Genomic DNA, 22,013 nt, shown 5'->3' on the forward strand with positions numbered 1-22,013 from the left:
TCCATGCCATTTAACCTCACCGAAGGGGTGACGGACATCAGTCAGCAGGTGTACGACTTGCATATGACGATTTTTATTATCTGCTGCGTGATTGGTCTAGTGGTGTTTGCCGCGATGTTTTGGGCGATTATTCATCATCGCAAAGACAAAGGCGCACAAGCGGCGCAGTTTCATGAAAACACTAAGGTTGAAATCATTTGGACCGCGATCCCCTTTGTTATTTTGATTGGCATGGCGATCCCAGCGACCAAAACCTTGATTGCGATGGAAGATCCTAGCAATGCCGATTTAACCATCCAAGTGACAGGCTCGCAGTGGAAATGGCATTACAAGTATTTTGGTCATGATGTCGAGTTTTACAGCTTATTGGCTAGCCGCCAAGATCAAATCCATAACCAAAAGAAAAAGCGCGAAAACTACCTGCTTGAAGTGGACTATCCCTTGGTGTTGCCGGTGGGAAAAAAGGTGCGTTTTTTGGTGACATCTGAAGACGTTATCCATTCTTGGTGGGTGCCTGCGTTTGCGGTGAAAAAAGACGCCAACCCCGGGTTTATTAATGAGGCGTGGACTCGCATCAACGAGCCGGGCATTTATCGCGGCCAATGCGCCGAGTTGTGCGGTAAAGACCATGGCTTTATGCCGATTGTGGTGATTGCAAAAGAACAAGATGAGTTTGATCTGTGGCTGGCAGCGCAGCAGCAAAAAGCGCTAGAAGCCAAGGCCGAGGAGCAAGCCATGCTGGCCATGAGTATGGATATGGCTGAAATGATGCAACTGGGTGAGCAGGTTTATAACAAGCATTGTGCGGCTTGTCATCAGCCTAATGGTGAGGGGCTAGCAGGTGTATTCCCTGCATTAAAAGGCAGCCAAATGGTGACTCAAGATGTGGCTGCGCATATCGATATCGTACTACACGGCAAGTCGGGCACGGCGATGCAAGCCTTTGGCAAACAGTTAACCCTAAAAGAACTCGCCGCGGTGATTGGCTATGAGCGTAATGCTTGGGGCAACAATACTGGCGATGTGATCCAACCAGCGCAAGTAAAAGCCGCGATGCAGCAGAAGGACCAATAGCATGAGTACAGGTGCCGCAACTAATACAGGCGTTAGTGATGACCATCATGATAATCATGATCACAAGCCCAGTGGCTTTTTTGCCCGCTGGGTGCTGACCACCAATCATAAGGATATTGGTAGCTTATATTTGCTGTTTAGTTTTGCCATGTTTTTAACCGGCGGTGCCATGGCCATGGTGATCCGCGCCGAGTTATTTCAACCGGGATTGCAATTGGTGGAGCCCAACTTCTTTAACCAAATGACCACGGTACATGGTTTGATCATGGTGTTTGGCGCCGTGATGCCGGCCTTTGTTGGGCTTGCCAACTGGATGATCCCGGTGATGATAGGGGCGCCCGATATGGCATTGCCACGGATGAACAACTGGAGCTTTTGGATTTTACCCTTTGCCTTTAGCTTGATGTTGTTAACGCTATTTATGGAAGGCGGTGGCCCCAACTTTGGTTGGACTTTTTATGCGCCACTGTCGACCAAATACAGCCCAGACAGCACGGCGGTGTTTGTGTTTGCGGTGCATTTAATGGGTATCAGCTCCATCATGGGGGCGATCAATGTCATTGTCACCATAGTGAATTTGCGCGCGCCGGGCATGACCATGATGAAGTTACCATTGTTTGTCTGGACTTGGCTGATCACGGCATTTTTATTGATTGCGGTCATGCCCGTGCTTGCGGGTGTGGTGACCATGGTGCTGACGGATAAATACTTTGGCACGAGCTTTTTTGATGCCGCGGGCGGCGGCGATCCCGTGATGTTTCAGCATATCTTTTGGTTTTTTGGCCACCCCGAGGTGTACATCATGATCTTGCCGTCGTTTGGCATTATCTCGGCCATTATTCCGACTTTTTCGCGCAAGCCTTTGTTTGGCTATGCCTCTATGGTGTATGCCACCGCGTCCATCGCTGGCCTGAGCTTTTTGGTGTGGGCGCACCATATGTTTACCACGGGCATGCCGGTGGCTGCAGAGCTGTTTTTTATGTATTGCACCATGCTGATTTCGGTGCCCACTGGGGTCAAGGTGTTTAACTGGGTGGCCACCATGTGGCGCGGCTCACTCACCTTTGAAGTGCCGATGCTGTTTGCCATTGCCTTTATTGTGTTGTTCACCATAGGTGGGTTTTCTGGCTTGATGTTGGCTATTACGCCGGTGGATTTTCAGTATCACGATACCTATTTTGTGGTGGCACATTTTCATTATGTGCTGGTATCGGGGGCGATATTTTCCATTATGGCGGCGAGCTATTACTGGCTGCCGAAATGGACTGGCTATATGTATGATGACTACTTGGCTAAGTGGCATTTTTGGTGCTCGCTGATTTCGGTGAATGTCTTATTTTTCCCAATGCACTTTTTAGGTTTAGCGGGGATGCCGCGCCGTATTCCCGATTACGCCTTGCAGTTTGCTAATGTGAATGCGGTGGTGAGTATTGGCGGTTTTGCCTTTGGTTTGTCGCAGCTGATTTTCTTGGTGGTGGTGATTAAATGTATGCGTGGCAAAGGCGAGCGGGCCAGTGCCAAGCCGTGGGAAGGGGCGCAAGGGTTGGAGTGGGAAATGCCATCGCCAGCGCCATATCACACCCATACCACGCCGCCTGAGATTAAGTAGCATGGCTTCTTCACGGCGTTTGATCACGGGATTATGTGCAATGGTGGTTGGCATGTTTGGCTTTGGTTTTGCTTTGGTGCCTTTGTATCAAGTGTTTTGCGACATTACCGGCTTTAATGGTAACACCAGCAATATCGCGCAAGCACAAACCCAAGCAAGTGATGGGGTCGATTACTCCCGCTTGGTCACGGTGGAATTTGTTACCTACATCAGCAAGGGTATGCAGTGGCAGCTCAAGCCACAAGTCGAGCAAATGCAGGTGCATCCGGGACAAATGATCGAGATGGATTTTATTGCCACTAATTTAAGTCGTGTAGATCAAGTTGGCCAAGCCGTGCCTTCGGTATCACCGGGGCAAGGGGCGAACTATTTCAATAAAACCGAGTGTTTTTGTTTTAATCAGCAGCCTTTGAAGGCGGGTGACAGTGCGGCGTTGCCGCTGCGGTTTTTTGTCGCAACCGACTTGCCGCAAGATATTCATACTTTGACCTTGTCTTACACCTTATACGAATTGCCTGCGCCTGAGCAAAAGGCTAAAGGAGTTTAGTTATGTCTAGTTCAGCCCAGCATCAACCGAGTGACAAGACGACAAATTATTACGTGCCGAGTCAGAGCGTGTGGCCGATTGTGGGCGCGATTGGCTTGTTTTTGATGGCCTTAGGCGCGGCTATGTGGATAGCGAATGGGTCTGCCCAGTACAGTTGGCTGTTATTTTTTGGCGCTGTTATCATCGTTTTTATGCTGTTTGGTTGGTTCGGCAATGTCATTACCGAGTCGATGACGGGGCTGTATAGTGCGCAAATGGATAGATCATTTCGTCAAGGTATGAGCTGGTTTATTTTTTCCGAAGTGATGTTCTTTTTGGCGTTTTTCGGCGCGCTATTTTATGCCCGCATGATAGCTGTGCCTTGGCTGGGCGGAGCGGGCAATAATGCCATGACCCATGAAATTCTTTGGCCTGAATTTGTGGCTCATTGGCCTTTAGTGACAACGCCGGATGGCTCCACCACCACGGCCATGCCATGGCAAGGCTTGCCGTTGATGAATACGGTGATCTTACTGATCTCTTCCGTCACCTTACATTATGGCCACATTAGTTTAGAGCACGGGCGACGCACCGAGACTAAGTTAGGTTTAGGTTTAACCGTATTGCTCGGCATTATCTTTTTGGTATTACAGGTCGAAGAATATATCCATGCTTATCAAGAAATGGGCTTAACTCTGAGCTCGGGGCTCTATGGCAATACCTTTTTCTTATTAACCGGTTTTCACGGTCTACACGTGACGCTAGGTACCATTATTTTATTTGTGCTGTTTTGTCGTGTACTTAAAGGCCACTTTACCCCAGCGCAGCATTTTGGTTTTCAGGCGGGAAGTTGGTATTGGCATTTTGTCGATGTGGTGTGGCTGTGTTTATTCGTGTTTGTTTATATTTTGTGAGCTGGCGGCGGGAGCCAAATTAGCCTTGTTGTGCCAAGGGGCGGGGTTAGGTTGGATCCAGCCTAAGGCGATGGCGATAAACAGCAACAATAAAATTATCGCCGAGCCGATCAAGCGTCGCCCTAAAAACTGGGTGAGTTTGCTTTGGTCGTTTTGCCGCAGCAAGGTCGGCAGCGCCATGGCGAGGTTGGCGATAACCAAAATCAAGATGCCGATGACGATGATTTTAATCATGGGGCTGCCTATTGTTGATTGAGGGTGATATGGCTTGGAGAAGGATCTCTTTCTTATTGTTAAATCTGGTCTTAATTGCCGTGATGGTCAAGGCCGGATTTTGGCAGTTGGATCGAGCCGAGCAAAAACAAGCCATCATAAGCCAAGGGCAGCAGCAAGTTTGGCTCAGTGATCTCAGTCAGTTATGGTCTGGCGAGCCTAAGCAGCTGCAGGCCAAATGGGTGAATATTAAAGGTCAGTTCGATACCGAGCAGGTTTGGTTGCTGGATAACAAGGTACATCAAGGTCAGGTGGGCTATGAAGTGCTTGTGGCGTTGACACCGCAGACTGAAGGCAAGCAGCGAATTTTGGTCAATCTGGGTTGGATCCCCGCGGGTTTAGATCGCGCACAATTACCGGATCTATCGGCACTGAAACAGTGGCAAGCTGGATTAGAGGTTAGCGCTCAAGCTTATCTTCCAAGCCAACCTTGGTTATTAAGTGAAGACCAGCTGCAACAAACTTGGCCACAGCGGATACAGGGATTGGCCATGGATAAGCTGGTGGCCTTTTATGCCAAGCTCGGCTGGCAATTGTCACCCGTGATATTACGTATTTCCGAAGATTCTCAACTAGGCTTTATAAAACAGTGGCCTATTGTGGCAATGACGCCCGCTAAGCATCAAGGGTATGCGCTGCAATGGTTTTTGATGGCGCTGGTTTCAACGGGGTTATTTATTTGGTTTTATCGGCGAGGAGGCATGTATGTTAAAGAATAAATCCTTGCTGCTGTTGATTTTGGTGTTTGTATTGCCCTTTGTGTTGGCCAATTTGGTTCATCACCAGCATTGGTATCGTGCGGGCGAGCTAAATCAGGGCGAGTTTTTACCCGAGCAGGTGATGTTACTGCTACCCGAAAATCGCCAGTGGTTGCTATTGCATCCACAAACAGCTCAAGCATCCCAATTATTGCCTCAGTTAATCAGTTCACTCGGCCGTGAACAACACCGAGTGCGCACTTTTGCTATCAATCAGCTATCGGAACAAGAGCAGGCTCGTTTGAGTCCTGATTATTGGTATATCTGTGATCCCACGGGGTTGGTGCTGTTGCGTTATGTTATCCCCCCTACCGAAGCTGAAAAGCTGCAAATGGCCAAGGCCATGCAAACCGATTTACGCCGGTTGTTGAAAATGTCTAAGGTAGGATGAGATTGGCGTAGGCCAATTCGCTTTTAAGATACAGGGAGAGTGCGATGACCAGTACCAAACTGAAAATAACCGCTATGGTTGCACTTGTTTTGGCTGTGTTTGTGGTCGGTATGGGGGCATATACTCGTTTAACCGAAGCGGGATTAGGTTGTCCAGATTGGCCGGGGTGTTATGGCCATCATAGCGTGCCCACCACTGCGGCTGATATCGCCAAAGCTAACGCAGCGTTTCCTGATACTCCCTTAGAGCCCCATAAAGCGTGGAATGAAATGATCCACCGCTATTTAGCGGGCGCGTTGGGGTTGTTGATTTTAGGGTTAGCGATCCGAGCATTATGGCAACGCCATGAGCGCATATTGTGCGTTAGTTTGCTTTTGGTGGTGATATTTCAGGCTGCACTTGGCATGTGGACGGTGACCCTAAACTTGATGCCGCTGGTGGTGATGGGGCATTTATTGGGCGGTTTTTTGGTGCTGGCCTTACTCTGGTTATTGGTATTGAAGCAGTGGGAAGTACCTTCCCCCAATGTAAGGGGGACTCCCCGTTTAATCGCATTGGCGTGGGGGGGATTATTGATACTGGTTGCGCAAATCGCCTTAGGTGGCTGGACATCGGCTAATTATGCGGCCGTGGTGTGTACTCAATTGCCCCTGTGTGAAGGCAACTGGTGGCAAAATTATAATATCAGCGCCGCCTTGCATGTGCCGCCCGCCGAGACTTATCAATATGGGGTGTTAGATTATGGCGCGCGTACCACTATTCATGTTACCCATCGTATTGGCGCGGTGATCACGGCGTGTTATTTACTTTTTTTGGCGAGTATATGGTGGCGCAGCAGTCAGGAGCATGTGAGTAAAGGGCTGGCGGTGGCGCTGGTGTTGGCGCTATTTACTCAAGTTGGTTTGGGGATTAGCAATGTGGTGTTGCAATTACCCTTGGCCATCGCGGTGGCGCATAACCTAGTGGCGGCCAGTTTAGTTTTAGTGTTGGTGGCTATGCTATGGCGTTTGCATCAGGCCCACGCCCTAGGGGCTAAGCAGCAGGTCGACTTACCAACGTTAACTGCGGCCCGCGTTTTATCAGGAGGTCAACATGGCTAAGTTGCTTAATTTAACGACGCACCCTATTGTTCGACAACGTATTCATTGGCGCGACTATTATCAATTAACTAAACCTAAAGTGATTTATCTGTTGATGCTGACGGCGCTGGTGGGCATGTGCTTGGCGGTAGACACTTGGCTCCCGCCGTTAACGGCCAGCCTATCGTTATTAGGGATTGGACTGGTTTGTGCTTCGGCGGCGGCAATTAATCAAATACTGGATCGCAATATTGACGACAAGATGGCTCGCACCCAAGGGCGGCCTTTGCCCAAGGGGCGGGTCGATGTGCTTCATGCGAGTGTGTTTGCAGCCCTATTGGCTTTGCTTGGCTTTAGCCTATTGTTTATTGCTGCTAATGCGCTAACAGCTTGGCTCACCCTTGCGAGTATGCTGGGCTATGCCGTGGTTTATACCTTATTTCTCAAGCGAGCAACGCCACAAAATATCGTTATTGGCGGCTTAGCTGGCGCGATGCCGCCGCTTTTAGGTTGGACCGCGATGACCGGGCAATTGGACGGTAATGCCTTGCTGTTGGTGATGATTATCTTTACTTGGACACCGCCGCATTTTTGGGCGCTGGCCATTCATCGCCGTGATGATTATGCCAAGGCCAATATTCCCATGTTGCCCGTGACTCACGGCATCGAATTTACCAAAACCTGCGTCTTGCTTTATACCTTGCTGTTATGTGCGGTTGCCTTGTTGCCCTGCTTAACGGGGCTTTCTTCTTGGTTATATGGCGCTGTGGTGATGGCACTCAATTTACGCTTTTTACAACATGCTTGGCGCTTAAAGTTTAAGCCGCAGCCCAATAGTGCAATAAATACCTTTAAATTTTCCATCATTCACCTCATGATCTTGTTTTTGGCTTTATTGTTGGATCATTGGTTGTTATGAAATTTAAAAAAACAGGGATGTTGTCGTGGGTTTTTATCGGGATTTTAGCCTTAATTGCAGGAGTTTGGGCTTGGCAACAAATAGCTAACCGTCCGCCTGCGGTTGAGGCGGTTTATTATCAAACCCCTAAGGTGCTGCCAAACTTTGAATTAAACCGTGATGGCGGCGTATTTACGCCAGCGGACTTACAAGGAAAGTGGAGTGTGGTGTTTATTGGCTACACCTTTTGCCCTGATATTTGCCCGACCACGTTAGCCGATTTAAACCGGATTTATCCTAAGCTCAAAGACAATCCAGCTGGGGATGAAGTGCAAGTGGTGTTTATTTCGGTGGATCCTAACCGCGATATTCCCAAGAACTTGGCCGAATACAGCCACTACTTTAATCCCGAGTTTATTGGCGTAACCGCTGCGCACGAGGTGCTATTTCCGTTAACCCGCGCCATGAGCATGGTTTATAGCATAGTGGAAGAGGGCACCGAAGGCAGTTACTTAGTTGATCACAGCGCCTCTATTGCTCTATTAAATCCTCAAGGCCAGCTGCAAGCTTTGTTTCGACCTAAGCTTGAGTCTGGTAGCTTACCTGCGGTTGATATGACGCAATTAGTGAAGGATTTTCATACTATTGTCAGTAACTGATAGTGACTGATTTGCCCCGTTGAACAATCTGCTGAATATCTTGTTTGAGCGGCAGTCCTGTGGGAGCTGCAGTCATGCAGCGATTTAAATTGAGGCCAAATCGCCCCATAACTGGGGCGCTTACAGCTCTCTGGATCTCGCGTGGCAATTTATTAGTTGTTAATTTTTAATTTTATATCAATGTATTGCCCATCAATTGATGATGGTTACAGTCATTAATTATTACTTTATAGGTATTTTTTTTAATTATTAACTGGCTGTTTTGGGTGTGTTGACTAATATCGTTTTAGACGGTTTTTTAGGCTTGGGCAAGTCAGCCACTTTAGCTTGTCATCGAGGTTGTTTGAGCTCGAGTTGCGAAGAGTAGTGAGTCCATGGTCAGCTTGGAGGTTTTGATGACAGTTGATATTCATATGGTGCTAGATGCTCATTTCGAGAGCTTTGTTTCACGTCAACTAGCAACAGGGCGCTACCAATCTGAGCGAGAAGTGATTATCGCGGGCTTAATGGCACTGGAGCATGCTCAGGCCAAAGTTCAGGCGCTGCAACATATTCAGCGCGCAGGTGGAGATCATCAGGTAGAGTATTCTTTTGACCAATTAATTGCAGAATTTAACGACTTCGCGGCTTAACTGATTTGACTATATGGGGCGTTTTGCCCCGAACTATATGGTTTTTGATCGGCCCCTTTAAAGTCAATATGTTCACTCTCCCCATACCTCATTATCAAGCGGAAAAGATGCGACAATGGTGTTAGCATTAAAAATATCAAAGAATCAATTTTGAGTACGTTTTTTAATGATCAATCCCGTATGGCTACGTACTTTTTGTACCTTGGTTGAAACAGGCCATTTCACCCAAACCGCAGACAAATTGTTTATGACTCAGTCGGGTGTTAGCCAACAAGTTAAAAAGCTAGAGCAACAGCTTAATTGCGAGTTATTGATCCGAGAGGGCAAGCGCTTCAGTCTGACTTCGGCGGGCAAGCAAGTATTTAGCCAAGGGCAAGATATTCTGGCCTCGTTAAATGCGTTAAGCCAAGGAGTACAGCAAGATCCGCCTTATGTTGGTGCGGTTAGCTTGGCCACGCCGGGCAGCATTGGCTTGTATTTATATCCCAAACTTTTAGATTTTCAGCAGCAGCATCCGGATTTATCGCTTGCGCATACCTTTGCTCCCAATCGTTCCATTGAACAAGGGGTTGCTAAACGGCATTTTGATCTCGGTATAGTAACGCAGTTAACGGGTTTGGATGAGCTAGCAACCCTAAAGTTAGGCAGTGAGCCTCTGGTGTTAGTAACGTCACATCAGCAGCAGCGGGTAGATTGGCAAAGTTTATTGGCGATGGGGTTTATTGCGCACCCTGATGGACATCACCATAGCCAACTATTATTGAGTGCTAACTTTGCTGAGTTTGAGTCTTGTGCACAGTTTGTACAGCGTGGTTTTTCTAATCAAATTAGTTTGATATTAGAGCCTGTCAGTCGCGGTTTAGGCTTTACCGTCCTACCTATTAATGCGGTTAATTCATTTGCGCGCCGCGACTTGCTTAAAATCCATTCGTTGCCGACTGCCGTCAGTGAGCCGCTCTATTTGTGCTATCACCGCCGCGGATTATTGCCGCAGCGGGTCAAAACCATCATTGATTTTATCACTGCTAATATTAGCCCGGATGGCCGTCAATACGAGGTTTGAGTAACATGGGGCCAAAGTAATAGGCAAACAAGGCGAAGGCAAAGCACCATAGCGCCGCTGATAACCACAATAGTGATGCCATCCATTGTGGCCAGATGATCACTGCGAATGTTCTTAGTACAGCAGCACAGGCAAGGGCTGCAAAAGCCCAGCCCATATTTGGTCCTTGATATATATTTCGACCCGTGTGGCCCATGGTGACACGGGTTATCATGGCTAAGATCACCCCGCCAATACTGCCGATACTGATTAAGTGCAACAAAATAGGCCAATAGCCGGGAAACAGGTTCAAGCCAAACAGTAATAAACTAAGCGGGATGAACGCATAGCCGAGGTGCAGTGACCACAGCAGCGGCTCCGATAAAGTTTTATAACCTTGCCAACGACTTAACCTTATCCCTTGAAACAGCGCACCAATCAGTAAGATTGGGCCTGTCCAAGCACTATCAAATACAGGCATAAAACTGACCATAAACAGGGCTATTAATGGGATGTTGGCGCCCCATTCTAGCCAGAGAATAGGTTTGGCAGCTTCACTTTGTAGCCGTTTTGCGGTGAAAAACGGAATAACGCGACCCCCCATGATGGACAATAAAAGTGCAAACCACCAAATCATCGCCTGCCAAAGGCTGGAGCTGCTAAAGGGTAAATCAAGGCTAATCAGAGTTTGTCCGGGAATACTTAAATAGCTCAAACCATTAACTAACATAGCGGCAAGAAACAGCGGAATAAAAAACAAATTTCGCCAACGCTTCATGGCTATCACTCGCTTACCTACCGCTGTGGCACAGGCCAGAATAAAGGTCGATTCAGCCAGTAATATGAGCCAAAGGGGGGCAGGGGTCCAAAACAAGATGCGCGGTATTAACCACAACACGACTAAACCAGCCAATGGCCAGCTTTTTGTGCCTGGGATACCGGTCCAATTTTGCACTGCGGTAAGTACAAATCCCATTACAACAGCCATGGCAAAGCCAAATATCAACTCATGGGCATGCCACCACAGCGCGGGGACTGCCAATATATCAAACAGACCTTGGCTGCGCAGCCATAGCCAAACTGGAATGCACAGAATAGCGTACAAACTCGCGAGTAAGAAAAAGGGACGAAAACCAAGGCGAAATAGTGGTGCCACCTTATCTTCCTTGGCTTTATCTACGATGTTTAACATTCTCTTCCTAAATAGCCCTGTAGTAATAAAGCGGACTATTTTAACTTAGCGTGCGTAATAAACATTGCGCTTTCATAGCAATCAGTTGCCGACAGCATAATTTTACCCTTTAGGGATAGTTGGTGGGCAAATGATGAGCCGAACGCCGTTAAATTAATGATATTGGTTGGTTGAAATATCACTAGACTTCGTTAGACTTTGTTTGATTTTAATTTGATGGTAAACATCGGAGTTAATACGCAATGCAATGGCGGCTAGGGTGGTTGGTGTTTTTTCTGTTTGCTTGTACTGAGAAAACGACTGCTTATTATGAGTTAAATGAGGATGAAGCAAAGTCCAAGCTGGTGGAATGTAGTTTTAACTACTTTTCAGCGGTCAATGTTCCCAGTGATCTTACCGAATTAACTTTTGCCGATAAAGAATGCGAGGCTGCGCGTACGGCGCGTTTAGTTGAAAAACATCGCCAACTACAGGTATTGCAGCAACGAACCGATCACCAAGTATTGCAGCAATACGACCAGCAAAAGCAACAGTTACTGGCGTTAAGTTATGCTGATTATATTGAGGTAAATAACAGCTGTGGCTGGGCCGATGTGCGCTTGCTTTGCCAAGTTGCCCGCGATATTGAAGACGATATGTTTGTCAAAGAAGTCGCTCGGTTACGCGGCGACTATGATCTGGCTGAGTTGACAGGCTTAACTAGCCAGCTATGTCGCGGCGGTGAGCAATTTGTGCGTGCTATTTGTTATGCAGCAGAAACGGCCTTAGGCCAACAGCAAACACAACAAGTCTCTTATTTACTGAGTAATCACGACGCCCTAAAGCATCAATACAATGCCTGCCGAGTAGAGTTAATGACCCAAGAGGCGCTGAACAATGAAGCGGCCATTGTCGATTTTATGGCTGCAGAGCCCCAATGTGCTTTAGTGATGAAAACCGCTAAGTTAATGGGGCAACACGATCTAACCGAGCCACTGTAGCTACTCGATTAATTTGTTACACCGCCCCCGGGTAGCCAAGTTGACGCCAACCTTCATAAACAAATACCGACACCGCATTGGATAGGTTCATTGAACGGCTGTTGGGATTCATTGGGATCCGCAGTTTTTGTTCAACGGGTAAGTTGTCTAAAATCTCTGCTGGTAGGCCGCGGGTTTCTGGGCCAAACAGCAGTATATCGCCATCTTGAAAAGCGCAATCGCTATGGAATGTCGTGGTTTTGGTGGTACACGCAAATAGGCGTCTGTTGCCCACATATGCGAGAAAATCTTGGTAACTTGCGTGGCGCGTCACGTGGGTCATTTCATGGTAATCCAAGCCGGCACGTCGCACCTTTTTGTCATCTAAATCAAACCCAAGAGGTTCAATTAAGTGCAGCTTACAGCCGGTGTTAGCGCATAGACGAATGATATTGCCTGTATTTGGCGGGATCTCAGGTTGGTATAGTGCAACTTCTAGCATGGTGGTTACTCAATCAAAAACGAGCCCGTAGAATAGCATATACCCAATCAACTTGAAGATGCTGAACATGCATCTTGAGGTAACTTGGGTATATTGGCTTTTGCTGAATTAGCGCTTTATCCGTTAAGATAGCGCTGGATTGAATTATTGGACCCGACTATGAAAGAGTTTAAATGGGTTGCACCGGCCGTTATTTTGGTGAGTGCCTTACCTATTACCTTAAATTTTGTGCTGAATGAATATTTTGCCAATCTGGATGAACAGCTGGCGGCCGACAAAAAACAACGGGAGCTGGCGCAATATTACCAAAACAAGGCGCGAATTGAGTCGCGCCGTTTTGCCGAAAAGATGTTTCCCGGGCTAGTGTCACCGGGGTTACTTGAACCCCGTGGCTGGCAAGAGAGGATGCCTGTAGAGCATTAAAGCGGTAAGGTTAAACTCACTTTTAGCCCAGGGTTGACGTTTTCTGCCTTAACACTGCCGCCATGTTTGTGCATGGCATTATCACAAATGGCCAGGCCTAATCCTGTGCCCCCCGTTTCGCGATCGCGGGCTTGCGAAACACGATAAAAGGGGCGAAATATTTCACTTAACTCATGCTCGGGAATACCGGGGCCATCATCTTGCACCACAAAAGTGAGCGCTTGAGGCGTTTGCGCTATCGTGAGCTTAATTTCATGCTGGCCATAATGAATGGCGTTACGGATAACGTTCTCTATCGCGCTTGATAGCAAGGCCGGATAGGCTTGCAGTTCAATCGCGGGCGGCGGATCGTAGTGAAACTGTTTTCCGGTTTGCTCGGCCTCAAACTGAGCATCTTCTAACAAGGCTTCAAGCAAACTATCTAAGCGGATGGTTTGCATCTCTTGGGGCTGAAATTGGCTGCGCGATAAGCTCAATAGGTCACTGATCATTTGCTCGAGGCGCTCGGCTTCGACATCAATGCGATTAAGCTCATTGGATTCACCTTGGTGTTTGCGACTAATGGCCAGCGCCAAACGTAACCGAGTTAAGGGCGAGCGCAGCTCGTGAGAAATGTCACTGAGTAAGCGCTGCTGGCTAGACAACATGGTTTTTAGCGACAGCACCATCTTATCCATACTGTTAGCAAGTTGGCCTATTTCATCGCGCCGACTGAGCTGAGGAATTTGGGTTTCTAATTCCCCTTTGGCTATCTTATGTGATGCACTTTGCAATTGGCGTAGCGGCGAGGTGAGATGCCACGCTAAGAATAGACAAATAGGGGTGCTGACAATGAGTGCGATCAGGATCAGTAAGCCTGGGTTGTCTAGCAACCAGCGAATGATTAAGCGGCCACTTTGTTGGTCGACAAATTTATGGGCGTAAATAAGTAATGGTTGGCCGTTGTAAATCAATTGAATAGGGCCTAGTACCACGCCATCATGGCGTTGCCACATTTGCGGCAAGGTGACGCTTTCGCTTTCAATCGCAAAGCGGCGCACCGCCTTAGGCACTCGGTCATTGAGAAATCGACCTTGTTGATCGAGGGCGTAAAAGCGAAAACCATTTTGTGGTCTGAAATTGCGCAATGTGCTGGCCAGATCGCGCTCGGGATGGCGACCTATGCGCAGGACAAGGTGATGGCTGGATTTATTTAATAGCTCGATGCCAAATTGATCGATTGGCCTAACACTGCGGTTGTCGAGCATAGGCAAGGCCACCAAGATGGCGACCAAGATAAAAATGAGCAACCAAAAGCCGGTAAATATTTTAAAAAATAAGCTATTAAAGGGGATTTTCATATCAGCCTTCGTTGCCTTCAAGCCAAATGTAGCCGCGCCCTCGTAAGGTTTTAACGCGGTCTTGGCTGTCTTCGCGTTCAGGTAATTTACGTCTTAGGTTACTTAAATGCATGTCGATACTGCGATCAAACGGCATCAGTTTTTTGCCTAATACCCGCTCGCTAAGCTCAGATTTAGACAACACTTGGCCGGGATGCTCGATAAATTCTTGCAGTAATAAAAATTCGGTGCCGGTAAGCTCGATTTGCTGACCTTGGCATTGCACGGTTTGTTTGCCAGGATTAAGCTCGATATCGAGATGTCTGAGCACATTTGACGCCCCATTGGCTAAATGGTTTGCTGGTTGGTTATTAGCCGCAGTGCGCCGTAAAATGGCTTTGATACGTGCGACTAGCTCGCGGTCGCTAAAGGGTTTAGCCAAATAATCGTCGGCGCCCATTTCAAGGCCAAGTACACGGTCGATTTCATCCCCTTTGGCGGTTAGCATCAATACCGGCTGCTGGCTGGTTTGACGCAGCTGCTTTAAGGTATCAAAGCCATTGAGCTTGGGCATCATCACGTCAAGCAAGATGAGGTCATATTGGCCTTGTTGTGCTTTTGCTAGGCCAGCTTCACCATCGTGCGCTAACTCGGTGTTAAAGCCTTCTAGACTGAGAAACTCTTTGAGTAATGCAGCTAGCTCGCGATCATCATCAATCAATAGCAGTTGATACATGTCAGCCTCCAAATAGATATATTAGCTATAGCATAACGTGAGTTGATCTCACGACAGTCGCCCTTTACTTATATTTACACTGTCGTGACGTTGGTTTTCATTGCAAGGTATAGACTTATTAACAGTTAAGTAAGTCAATCATTACAGAGGAAAACAACATGAATAAGTGGATTAAAGTCGCGGCGCTTGCTATTGCCTTGCCATTGAGTTTATCAGTCAATGCGAAAAATATGGAGATGGGTTATGGCCATCACCGTGGTGGTATGCAAAAAATCATCACCCAATTGGACTTAACTGATGCCCAGCAACAGCAAGTTCGCGATATTATGCAACAGATGAAAGGCAATGTTGATCGTGAAAGCCGACAAGCTTTGCGGGCTCAGCATCAAGCAGAGCGTTTGGCGATATTAAGCGCGCCAGAGTTTGATGAAGCTAAAGCAAAGAACATGATCGCCAGTCATCAAGCCACGATGGTTGAGAAAAAGCTACAAATGCTGCGCACTCAACATCAGGTATTTCAAGTATTAACCCCGCAGCAGCAAGCTAAATTTGCTGAATTAATGGCGCAAGGTAAAGGACGTGGCAGTCAGCGTCAATAAGAGTATAATTTCGCCCTCTCTGGTTTTTAGATTGGGCGTAATGTGCAACAAACTAACTATTCAAAACTGGTTACTGTAGCGGGATGGGCTGCTGCCTCTACCGCTACCTTGCTGATCGCTATCAAGCTGATTGCTTGGTTTTACACAGGGTCGACCAGTATTTTGGCTTCCTTGACCGACTCCTTGATGGATGTCGCCGCTTCTGTCATTAATCTTATTGCAATTAAAGTCGCCCTGACCCCAGCTGATGACGACCATAAATTTGGTCACGGAAAAGCTGAAAGTTTGGCGGGTTTAGCGCAAGCCGCGTTTATCTCAGGTAGTGCTTGTTTACTTATTTTGGGTGGCTTTAATGCCTTGATTAAGGGCACGCCGATACAAGATCCAGGCTTGGGTATTTGGGTGATGGTCGCATCCATTGTCATTACGTTAATGTTGGTTTCATTTCAAACTTATGTGGTGAAAAAAACCGGTAGCGTAGCCATTAAAGCCGATTCTTTGCATTATAAATCCGATATTTTTATGAACGCTGCGGTGTTGTTAGCGCTGGCTTTAGCCTCGATTGGTTTTAATTGGGCGGACGGTATTTTTGCTGTCGGTGTGGGGGGCTATATTTTATTTGGTGCTTGGCAAATTGGTCGTGAGTCGGTTGATTCTTTAATGGATAAAACCTTACTGCCAGAGGAAGAAACTAAGATCATTGAATTGGCTTACAGTCACCCCAAAGTAAGAGGGATCCATGACTTGCGCACCCGTCAGTCTGGAAGTACTAAGTTTATTCAGTTACATTTAGAGCTTGATGACCACTTATCTCTGTATGATGCCCATGAGATAGCAGACAAGTTAGAGGCGGAATTAGCGGATGCTTTTGTTCGGGCGGACATTATCATTCACCTTGATCCCGTTTCGGTGGTGCCATCGGGCAATAAGTTACCAAGGCCACAAAGCTGACACATGAGTTAGCAACATTAAGTTAGGTGCTGAGCGGAATTTATGCCGTTGCACCTAATCATTTTTAAGTTTTAATCCAAGGTAGTTACATGGACGCACTGCAACAGCAAACTTGGCAGCGAATTCGCGAAGAAGCCAACCAGATGGCGCAAGATGAGCCGATGCTTGCCAGCTTCTTTTATTCAACAATTCTTAACCACGACACCTTGCTTGCTGCGTTGAGTTTTCAGTTAGCGAATCGATTAGATAGCCCGACGATGCCGGCTATCTTGATGCGTGAAATCATTGAGTCGGCATTTACGGCAGATAAAACCATTTTAACATCTGTGGTTGCCGATATTGTCGCGGTGCAAGAGCGTGATCCTGCGGTGGAGTTTTTCTCCACTCCGTTACTGTATTTGAAAGGTTTCCACGCGATCCAAGGCTACCGCGTTGCGCATTGGCTTTGGCATCAAAATCGTCGTCCGTTGGCGATGTATATTCAAAGCCAAATTGCGGTGGTGTTTGGTGTTGATGTACACCCTGCTGCTCGCATAGGTAAAGGCATTATGTTTGACCACGCGACGGGGATCGTGGTCGGCGAAACTGCCGTGATAGAAGATGATGTGTCCATTTTACAAAACGTAACCTTAGGCGGTACTGGTAAAGAGTGCGGTGATCGCCATCCTAAAATCCGTGAAGGCGTGATGATAGGCGCAGGTGCTAAGGTGTTAGGAAATATCGAAGTAGGGGCGGGAGCCAAAGTCGGAGCCGGCAGCGTGGTGCTTAAAAATGTTCCTGCTCATACCACAGTGACAGGGGTGCCAGCCAAGGTTGTGGGTGTACCAAGTTGCGATAAACCATCGTTGGATATGAGCCAAAATTTGTAAGCGAGTATTGGGGGTGTTACCACCCCTTATTCCGCTTGTATAAATTCAAAACGCGGCACTTCTTCTCCCGCAATGGTGACATTTTCCACGAACATGTCATAAGGTCTCACCCACAGCTCTCCCGCACCATATAGGGGTCGATACAGCACTAGCCATTCTTCGGTTTCACTGTGTATGACTAAATCAATCACTTGATAGCGGTTGCCCTTATAGTGCTGGTAAATTCCTTGCCTTAATGTTGGCTTCATAAGTATCCTTTTTCGCTGCTTTTAGCCCTGTTGCAGACTGAGATTAGCCCTAGATTAAGTATTTTTCATCGATTTTTTTCCAGCCTAGCTTAGCTAGGGTTGAATAACATTAGCCTAAAGCTTATGCTCAGTCTCATTACGCGATAGTGTCTTGTTTAAGGGTTAAATTATTATGTCTTTTGAAGTATTAGAACAGTTAGAAGCTAAAGTGCAAAGTGCCGTTGATACCATTTCTATTCTGCAAATGGAAATTGACGAATTAAAGCAAACCAATGCCAGCCTAAGCGAGAAAAATGAGCAGCTGCAGGGTGAGCACCAGCTATGGCAAGAACGCCTACGCACCTTATTAGGTAAAATGGATCAAATGGAGCAAGCTGGCTAAGCAAGCCTAGCGCAATAAAAAAGCCCACACGTTAACGTCTGGGCTTTTTTTATGCGTGAGTAAATATGGAAATTATTCGATATCGAGTGGCTCAGGCGAAAGGATAATGCCAGTGCTATCGGCATATAAATGATCTTCAGGTAGAAAGCTAACGCCGCCAAAGTTAACAGGGACATCCACTTCACCAATGCTGGTATCATCGGCCCCAACAGGGATAGAGGCGAGGGCTTGAATACCTACTTCAAATTCCTCAATGGCATCAACATCGCGCACCGCGCCATACACTACAATGCCTTCCCATTCGTTTTCAGCAGCAAGTTCGGCCAGTTCTGCATCGATTAACGCGCGGCGTACTGAGCCACCGCCATCGACAAGTAACACTTTACCTATCCCCGATTCTTGCAGCGCCTGACGAATCAGACCATTTGACTCAAAACATTTAATTGTTGTTATTTCGCCACCAAATGAATGCCTACCCCCGAAGTTAGCGAACATAGGTTCCACTACATCAATGGTATCGGCATAGGTGTCGCATAGTTCTGAAGTATTGTATTCCATTGTATATCACCTTACTAAAATGACAGTGGTGGTGGCCAAACCAATTGAATTTATTTGTTTTGTCCCCGTTTAAAACTTAGTCAGTATATACCTAAAACCAACTTGGGTGCGAGCGTCTAAATCAATATATAGCCAAGTTGCCTCAAGATTGTTGCGCTAGCATGACGCTAATGTGGCAGCGGTCTTGTCGATTTGATTAATAAATATCCAATGTGCGATTGGTCACAAAGTGAATTTCGTTACTATACTAGTAATAATCGGTGGGTGACAAAACGGACATGACCATGAGACAAGTAAGTAACAAAACGGCCCAGGAACAAGCCGCTCAGGATAGTCGTCGTAAATTTCTTATTCGTGGCAGTAAGTTAGGTGTCGGCCTGCCATTGGTATCAAGTTTCTTTAGCCGCTCAGCCATGGGGGCGGGTACTTGTTATACCGCCAGTGCAGCCCATTCTTTAGCCCCCTCTACTGCGCGTGAACCCGAGAGTTGTATTGCTTCAGGCAGAAGTCCTGGTTACTACAAGGTGCACGTTGGTGCCAAAGTTGGCGATGAATGGAATTTAGGCTGGCCTGCGTATGGTGATGCTCATTACTATTGTGGCGCTGAAAATGGTATTCCACGTTATGACAAGCCTTCTTTAGAAGGTATCAATGATAGAGGCTTGCTTACCAATAATGGTAAAAGTTGGTTTCAGGGGACGCTCAACGGAGCGATGCCCGTTGTGTCAGTGAGCCCTGTTACCTTATTGGGTGAAATAAGCTGTTTTGCATCTTCGCCTTATAGCAATATGCCCATTATGGAAGTGCTCTGGCAAAAACCAGGCTCTGAAGAGTTTATCGGCATTGCGACTTACTTCAATATCGTGCATTTAGCGCATCATCCCGAATTAACTTATCCCATCGACTTTGCCTTTGGCTGTGAGTTAATAGAGGCTATGCTTGAAGGGCGTGATGATGATTACAATTTGCCTAGCTTCGCCAATGGCTCGATTAAGACCTTTTTAGATAGCTTATATGTCTGATAGAGTCGAGCAGACTTGTCTTTATCACACTCAAAGGCAGCTGGATTGGCGCTTGTTTGGCGATGAACTAGTCGTCTTTAATCCTTTGGATAACAGCTTGCATATTATGCAAGCATCGCTTTTACCTTTACTCAGCTGCTTTACCGAGGGCTCAGGTGTGTCGATTGATGCCCTGAAAGAAGTCTATCAGTCTTTGAATTTGGCGACCGATGAGCCCGAAGCCAGCTTTAACTCCTTACTTAGACAATGGCTTGCCTTGAATATTATCAGCTGCCGTTATTTGCATTAACCCCATCCTTCAATCAACCCTCCCTGAGTTTGAGTTTTCGCTTGGGTATATGTATTTGCCGTTACGTACTTGCCCTGTCTTATTCCCTCGTCGCATCTTCAGGTTGCTTGGATATATGGTGCTATAGTTATTAACAGAGCTTTTTTGTCTGGAATTACAGTACAAGGTGGCACGGATGCTAACAATTGCTGCACATAAAGATGTCCTGGTCAGTGCACTTGCTTCACAAGGTTTATTTATTGATATACCTCCATTTTTAGTAAGGGTTCGCTGCCCCTTGGCAAGTTTTGGCCAATTCTTATTGGAGCACTATCCGCATCATCTTTGTTCGACCGAGCCACAAGTCGCGAGTTTTGATATTGAGATTAAATATGAAAATAGTTGGCGACGGTTGATCAAGGCGCAAATTCGCTTTTATCAAAGCGAGTCTGCTCCCTTTTATTCGATGCCTACATCGCATTTGCCTATTCTGTGGGAGTGGGGGCTCAATTATTGTATTGCATCTAAGTATCATAGTTGTTTAACCCTGCATGCTGCGGTGGTAGCAAAAGCTGGTCAAGCCATGGTGATCCCGGCACCGCCCGGCTCGGGAAAAAGCACATTTTGTGCGTTGTTATGCCTACATGGTTGGCAGCTGTTGTCCGATGAATTTGCCATTATTGATTTGGCTTCAGGTGAAGTTAGGCCGCTGCCTCGCCCTATTAGCCTGAAAAATGAATCTATCGAGGTGATTAAAGCGGCTCTGCAGCAAGGGGGAGAGGGAATATTATCGGCTGAATTCTGTGGCACGAGTAAGGGGCGGGTAGCACTTTATTCTCCCCCGGTGAGTTGTCATGCTCCGCAAGATCGAACTTACCCCATTAAGCATGTGATTTTTCCCAAGTTTAATCCTCAGCAGCGCTGTCAGCTTGAAGTGATGAGCCCCGCGCAGTGCTTGATGCTGCTTGCTGATAACAGTTTTAATTTTGCGATTTTAGGGCAGCAAGCCTTCTCATGTTTGGCTGATATAGTGGCTAACAGTCGCGCCTATCAATTGGATTATTCGGATTTTAGCCGGGTTCTGGTTGAGTTAGAGGAAGGCCTATGAAGCCCTTGTCACTTGACCGCAGCAATGCTAATCAATGCTTCTTGGCCTTGTTAAGGGGCGACCAAATCGATTTGCAGTTCGATGCTAGCGTTTGGAACCAAATTTTACAGCTTGGTGAGCGCACCCAACTTATTGGCGTGTTAGCCGAAAGCCTACTGCCGGTTGCAGAGTGTATTCCCGAGCGGGCAAGTCAGCGGTTACATTGGGCTAAGCAATTAGTGCTGCATCAACAGCAAAGTGTCAATATGGCGTTGTTGCAGCTAGGTGATGCGTTAGCGCCTTATTCGCCTATATTGCTAAAGGGCGCGGCCTACCAAATGGCAAATACGCCTAATGCTGCGGGGCGTATGATGTCTGATATCGACATCCTTATTGCCAAGCAAGATTTACCCCGTGCTGAGCGCAGCTTATGGTTACATGGTTGGGATAATCGCGGTAAAACCCCTTATGATGACAAATATTATCGAACTTGGATGCACGAGCTGCCGCCCTTTGTACATAAAAAAACGGGTATTGTCTTGGACTTACACCATCATTGGCTGCCCAATCAATGCCGCTGGCAGTTTGATATTGAGCTAGTGAGAGAGCGTGCTAGGCCTCTTGCGGATACGGCTTTTTCACTCCCTGATCCCCTTGATTTGTGTTTGCATGCCTGTGCTCATTTGTTGCTTGGAGGGGAAGGTGATAAGGGTTGGCGCGATCTAAGAGATATCTTTTTACTCTCACAAAACGTGGCATCGGATCGTTTATTTCTAAGAGCCTCTGAGCTTAATTTAATCCAGCCATTGGCCAAAGCGAGTCTACTTGCCAACCAGCTATTTGCAGAAGAACTGCCTCATTTTGACAAAGGCTGGGCATTAAAGGCCATGTTGCCGCCCAGTCAGTTTAATCAATCTTGGGCTGTGACATGGTCGAAACTGAATTTCTATTGTCAGGGTCACTTATTGCGTATGCCGCTGTCTTTGTTGTTACCGCATCTGCTGCGCAAGGCAATGATTCGCTACCGTCAAACATAGGGAGAT

General features: G+C 47.0%; 28 protein-coding genes. 21 read left to right on the forward strand and 7 right to left on the reverse strand.

Annotated elements, in window-relative coordinates; translation table 11 throughout:
- The first annotated feature begins 3 nt into the window (after window positions 1–3).
- The 4 genes from coxB to ACK8OT_RS16150 are packed head-to-tail and all read left to right on the forward strand — an operon-like array spanning window position 4 to window position 4,123.
- Window positions 4–1,074 (forward strand): cytochrome c oxidase subunit II, encoded by a 1,071-nt coding sequence (coxB, locus tag ACK8OT_RS16135; protein WP_410197589.1) that lies wholly within the window; start codon window positions 4–6, stop codon window positions 1,072–1,074.
- 1 nt (window position 1,075) lies between these two features.
- Window positions 1,076–2,683, forward strand: coding sequence for a cytochrome c oxidase subunit I (gene ctaD, locus ACK8OT_RS16140; protein WP_410197534.1), 1,608 nt, complete (start codon window positions 1,076–1,078; stop codon window positions 2,681–2,683).
- A 1-nt stretch (window position 2,684) separates the two neighbouring features.
- Window positions 2,685–3,230, forward strand: a complete 546-nt coding sequence (locus ACK8OT_RS16145) for a cytochrome c oxidase assembly protein (protein ID WP_410197535.1) — start codon at window positions 2,685–2,687, stop codon at window positions 3,228–3,230.
- Window positions 3,231–3,232: 2 nt separating this feature from the next.
- Window positions 3,233–4,123, forward strand: a complete 891-nt coding sequence (locus tag ACK8OT_RS16150; protein WP_410197536.1) for a cytochrome c oxidase subunit 3 — start codon at window positions 3,233–3,235, stop codon at window positions 4,121–4,123.
- Here the strand turns inward: ACK8OT_RS16150 and ACK8OT_RS16155 are convergent.
- Window positions 4,097–4,357 carry a DUF2909 family protein gene (locus ACK8OT_RS16155; RefSeq protein ID WP_410197537.1) on the reverse strand — a complete coding sequence of 87 codons (261 nt, stop codon included), beginning with the start codon at window positions 4,355–4,357 and terminating at the stop codon, window positions 4,097–4,099. The two genes, ACK8OT_RS16150 and ACK8OT_RS16155, sit on opposite strands and share 27 nt — an antisense overlap.
- 29 nt (window positions 4,358–4,386) lie before the next feature.
- Between ACK8OT_RS16155 and ACK8OT_RS16160 the strand changes: the two genes are divergently transcribed.
- The 7 genes from ACK8OT_RS16160 to ACK8OT_RS16190 all read left to right on the forward strand — a co-directional run bounded on the left by ACK8OT_RS16160 (window position 4,387) and on the right by ACK8OT_RS16190 (window position 9,876).
- A complete protein-coding gene (locus ACK8OT_RS16160) occupies window positions 4,387–5,115 on the forward strand; it encodes an SURF1 family protein (RefSeq protein WP_410197538.1) in 729 nt (242 codons plus the stop codon).
- On the forward strand, window positions 5,102–5,545 hold the full coding sequence (locus ACK8OT_RS16165; RefSeq protein ID WP_410197539.1) for a hypothetical protein: 444 nt from the start codon (window positions 5,102–5,104) through the stop codon (window positions 5,543–5,545). The genes ACK8OT_RS16160 and ACK8OT_RS16165 overlap by 14 nt, the downstream gene beginning before the upstream one ends.
- A 44-nt stretch (window positions 5,546–5,589) precedes the next feature.
- On the forward strand, window positions 5,590–6,645 hold the full coding sequence (locus ACK8OT_RS16170) for a COX15/CtaA family protein (RefSeq protein ID WP_410197540.1): 1,056 nt from the start codon (window positions 5,590–5,592) through the stop codon (window positions 6,643–6,645).
- Complete coding sequence (gene cyoE, locus ACK8OT_RS16175) at window positions 6,638–7,543, forward strand: heme o synthase (protein ID WP_410197541.1); 906 nt, start codon at window positions 6,638–6,640, stop codon at window positions 7,541–7,543. The genes ACK8OT_RS16170 and cyoE overlap by 8 nt, the downstream gene beginning before the upstream one ends.
- Window positions 7,540–8,181 (forward strand): SCO family protein, encoded by a 642-nt coding sequence (locus ACK8OT_RS16180; protein ID WP_410197542.1) that lies wholly within the window; start codon window positions 7,540–7,542, stop codon window positions 8,179–8,181. Before cyoE ends, ACK8OT_RS16180 begins: the two co-directional genes overlap by 4 nt.
- Window positions 8,182–8,576: 395 nt before the next feature.
- A complete protein-coding gene (locus tag ACK8OT_RS16185; RefSeq protein WP_410197543.1) occupies window positions 8,577–8,813 on the forward strand; it encodes a type II toxin-antitoxin system ParD family antitoxin in 237 nt (78 codons plus the stop codon).
- A 166-nt stretch (window positions 8,814–8,979) separates the two neighbouring features.
- Window positions 8,980–9,876, forward strand: coding sequence for a LysR family transcriptional regulator (locus ACK8OT_RS16190; protein WP_410197544.1), 897 nt, complete (start codon window positions 8,980–8,982; stop codon window positions 9,874–9,876).
- Here ACK8OT_RS16190 and ACK8OT_RS16195 read toward each other — a convergent pair.
- Window positions 9,845–11,047 (reverse strand): NnrS family protein, encoded by a 1,203-nt coding sequence (locus ACK8OT_RS16195; protein WP_410197545.1) that lies wholly within the window; start codon window positions 11,045–11,047, stop codon window positions 9,845–9,847. The genes ACK8OT_RS16190 and ACK8OT_RS16195 overlap by 32 nt on opposite strands.
- A 242-nt stretch (window positions 11,048–11,289) precedes the next feature.
- Here ACK8OT_RS16195 and ACK8OT_RS16200 point away from each other — a divergent pair, with 242 nt between their 5' ends.
- On the forward strand, window positions 11,290–12,027 hold the full coding sequence (locus tag ACK8OT_RS16200) for an EexN family lipoprotein (RefSeq protein ID WP_410197546.1): 738 nt from the start codon (window positions 11,290–11,292) through the stop codon (window positions 12,025–12,027).
- A 16-nt stretch (window positions 12,028–12,043) separates the two neighbouring features.
- Here ACK8OT_RS16200 and trmL read toward each other — a convergent pair whose 3' ends face one another.
- A complete protein-coding gene (gene trmL, locus ACK8OT_RS16205) occupies window positions 12,044–12,508 on the reverse strand; it encodes a tRNA (uridine(34)/cytosine(34)/5-carboxymethylaminomethyluridine(34)-2'-O)-methyltransferase TrmL (RefSeq protein ID WP_410197547.1) in 465 nt (154 codons plus the stop codon).
- A gap of 159 nt (window positions 12,509–12,667) precedes the next feature.
- Here trmL and ACK8OT_RS16210 point away from each other — a divergent pair, with 159 nt between their 5' ends.
- On the forward strand, window positions 12,668–12,931 hold the full coding sequence (locus tag ACK8OT_RS16210) for a hypothetical protein (RefSeq protein ID WP_410197548.1): 264 nt from the start codon (window positions 12,668–12,670) through the stop codon (window positions 12,929–12,931).
- On the opposite strand, the gene ACK8OT_RS16215 is transcribed toward ACK8OT_RS16210, so the two are convergent.
- On the reverse strand, window positions 12,928–14,271 hold the full coding sequence (locus ACK8OT_RS16215) for an ATP-binding protein (RefSeq protein WP_410197549.1): 1,344 nt from the start codon (window positions 14,269–14,271) through the stop codon (window positions 12,928–12,930). The two genes, ACK8OT_RS16210 and ACK8OT_RS16215, sit on opposite strands and share 4 nt — an antisense overlap.
- Before the next feature lies 1 nt (window position 14,272).
- Window positions 14,273–14,986 carry a response regulator gene (locus ACK8OT_RS16220; protein ID WP_410197550.1) on the reverse strand — a complete coding sequence of 238 codons (714 nt, stop codon included), beginning with the start codon at window positions 14,984–14,986 and terminating at the stop codon, window positions 14,273–14,275.
- Window positions 14,987–15,144: 158 nt separating this feature from the next.
- Here ACK8OT_RS16220 and ACK8OT_RS16225 point away from each other — a divergent pair, with 158 nt between their 5' ends.
- From ACK8OT_RS16225 to cysE, 3 genes are all read left to right on the forward strand, one after another.
- Complete coding sequence (locus ACK8OT_RS16225) at window positions 15,145–15,585, forward strand: Spy/CpxP family protein refolding chaperone (RefSeq protein ID WP_410197551.1); 441 nt, start codon at window positions 15,145–15,147, stop codon at window positions 15,583–15,585.
- A gap of 42 nt (window positions 15,586–15,627) precedes the next feature.
- Window positions 15,628–16,536, forward strand: a complete 909-nt coding sequence (locus ACK8OT_RS16230; RefSeq protein ID WP_410197552.1) for a cation diffusion facilitator family transporter — start codon at window positions 15,628–15,630, stop codon at window positions 16,534–16,536.
- Window positions 16,537–16,625: 89 nt separating this feature from the next.
- Window positions 16,626–17,405: a serine O-acetyltransferase gene (cysE, locus tag ACK8OT_RS16235; protein WP_410197553.1), complete on the forward strand. Its 780-nt coding sequence runs from the start codon at window positions 16,626–16,628 to the stop codon at window positions 17,403–17,405.
- Window positions 17,406–17,431: 26 nt separating this feature from the next.
- Here the strand turns inward: cysE and ACK8OT_RS16240 are convergent, their stop codons facing one another.
- Window positions 17,432–17,653 (reverse strand): DUF1653 domain-containing protein, encoded by a 222-nt coding sequence (locus tag ACK8OT_RS16240; RefSeq protein WP_410197554.1) that lies wholly within the window; start codon window positions 17,651–17,653, stop codon window positions 17,432–17,434.
- Between the two features lie 172 nt (window positions 17,654–17,825).
- On the opposite strand from ACK8OT_RS16240, the gene ACK8OT_RS16245 reads away from it, so the two are divergent.
- Window positions 17,826–18,035, forward strand: coding sequence for a cell division protein ZapB (locus tag ACK8OT_RS16245; protein ID WP_410197555.1), 210 nt, complete (start codon window positions 17,826–17,828; stop codon window positions 18,033–18,035).
- Between the two features lie 72 nt (window positions 18,036–18,107).
- Here the strand turns inward: ACK8OT_RS16245 and rraA are convergent, their stop codons facing one another.
- A complete protein-coding gene (gene rraA, locus ACK8OT_RS16250) occupies window positions 18,108–18,593 on the reverse strand; it encodes a ribonuclease E activity regulator RraA (RefSeq protein WP_410197556.1) in 486 nt (161 codons plus the stop codon).
- 284 nt (window positions 18,594–18,877) lie between these two features.
- Between rraA and ACK8OT_RS16255 the strand changes: the two genes are divergently transcribed.
- The 4 genes from ACK8OT_RS16255 to ACK8OT_RS16270 all read left to right on the forward strand — a co-directional run bounded on the left by ACK8OT_RS16255 (window position 18,878) and on the right by ACK8OT_RS16270 (window position 22,007).
- Window positions 18,878–19,615: a hypothetical protein gene (locus ACK8OT_RS16255; protein WP_410197557.1), complete on the forward strand. Its 738-nt coding sequence runs from the start codon at window positions 18,878–18,880 to the stop codon at window positions 19,613–19,615.
- Complete coding sequence (locus ACK8OT_RS16260) at window positions 19,608–19,904, forward strand: hypothetical protein (protein ID WP_410197558.1); 297 nt, start codon at window positions 19,608–19,610, stop codon at window positions 19,902–19,904. Before ACK8OT_RS16255 ends, ACK8OT_RS16260 begins: the two co-directional genes overlap by 8 nt.
- Before the next feature lie 175 nt (window positions 19,905–20,079).
- Window positions 20,080–20,991: an HprK-related kinase A gene (locus ACK8OT_RS16265; protein WP_410197559.1), complete on the forward strand. Its 912-nt coding sequence runs from the start codon at window positions 20,080–20,082 to the stop codon at window positions 20,989–20,991.
- Window positions 20,988–22,007 carry a nucleotidyltransferase family protein gene (locus ACK8OT_RS16270; protein WP_410197560.1) on the forward strand — a complete coding sequence of 340 codons (1,020 nt, stop codon included), beginning with the start codon at window positions 20,988–20,990 and terminating at the stop codon, window positions 22,005–22,007. Before ACK8OT_RS16265 ends, ACK8OT_RS16270 begins: the two co-directional genes overlap by 4 nt.
- Window positions 22,008–22,013 lie beyond the last annotated feature (6 nt).

Origin of the sequence: Motilimonas thetidivivens, from assembly GCF_046452435.1 — a bacterium.
Classification (GTDB): domain Bacteria; phylum Pseudomonadota; class Gammaproteobacteria; order Enterobacterales; family CBDFNC01; genus Motilimonas.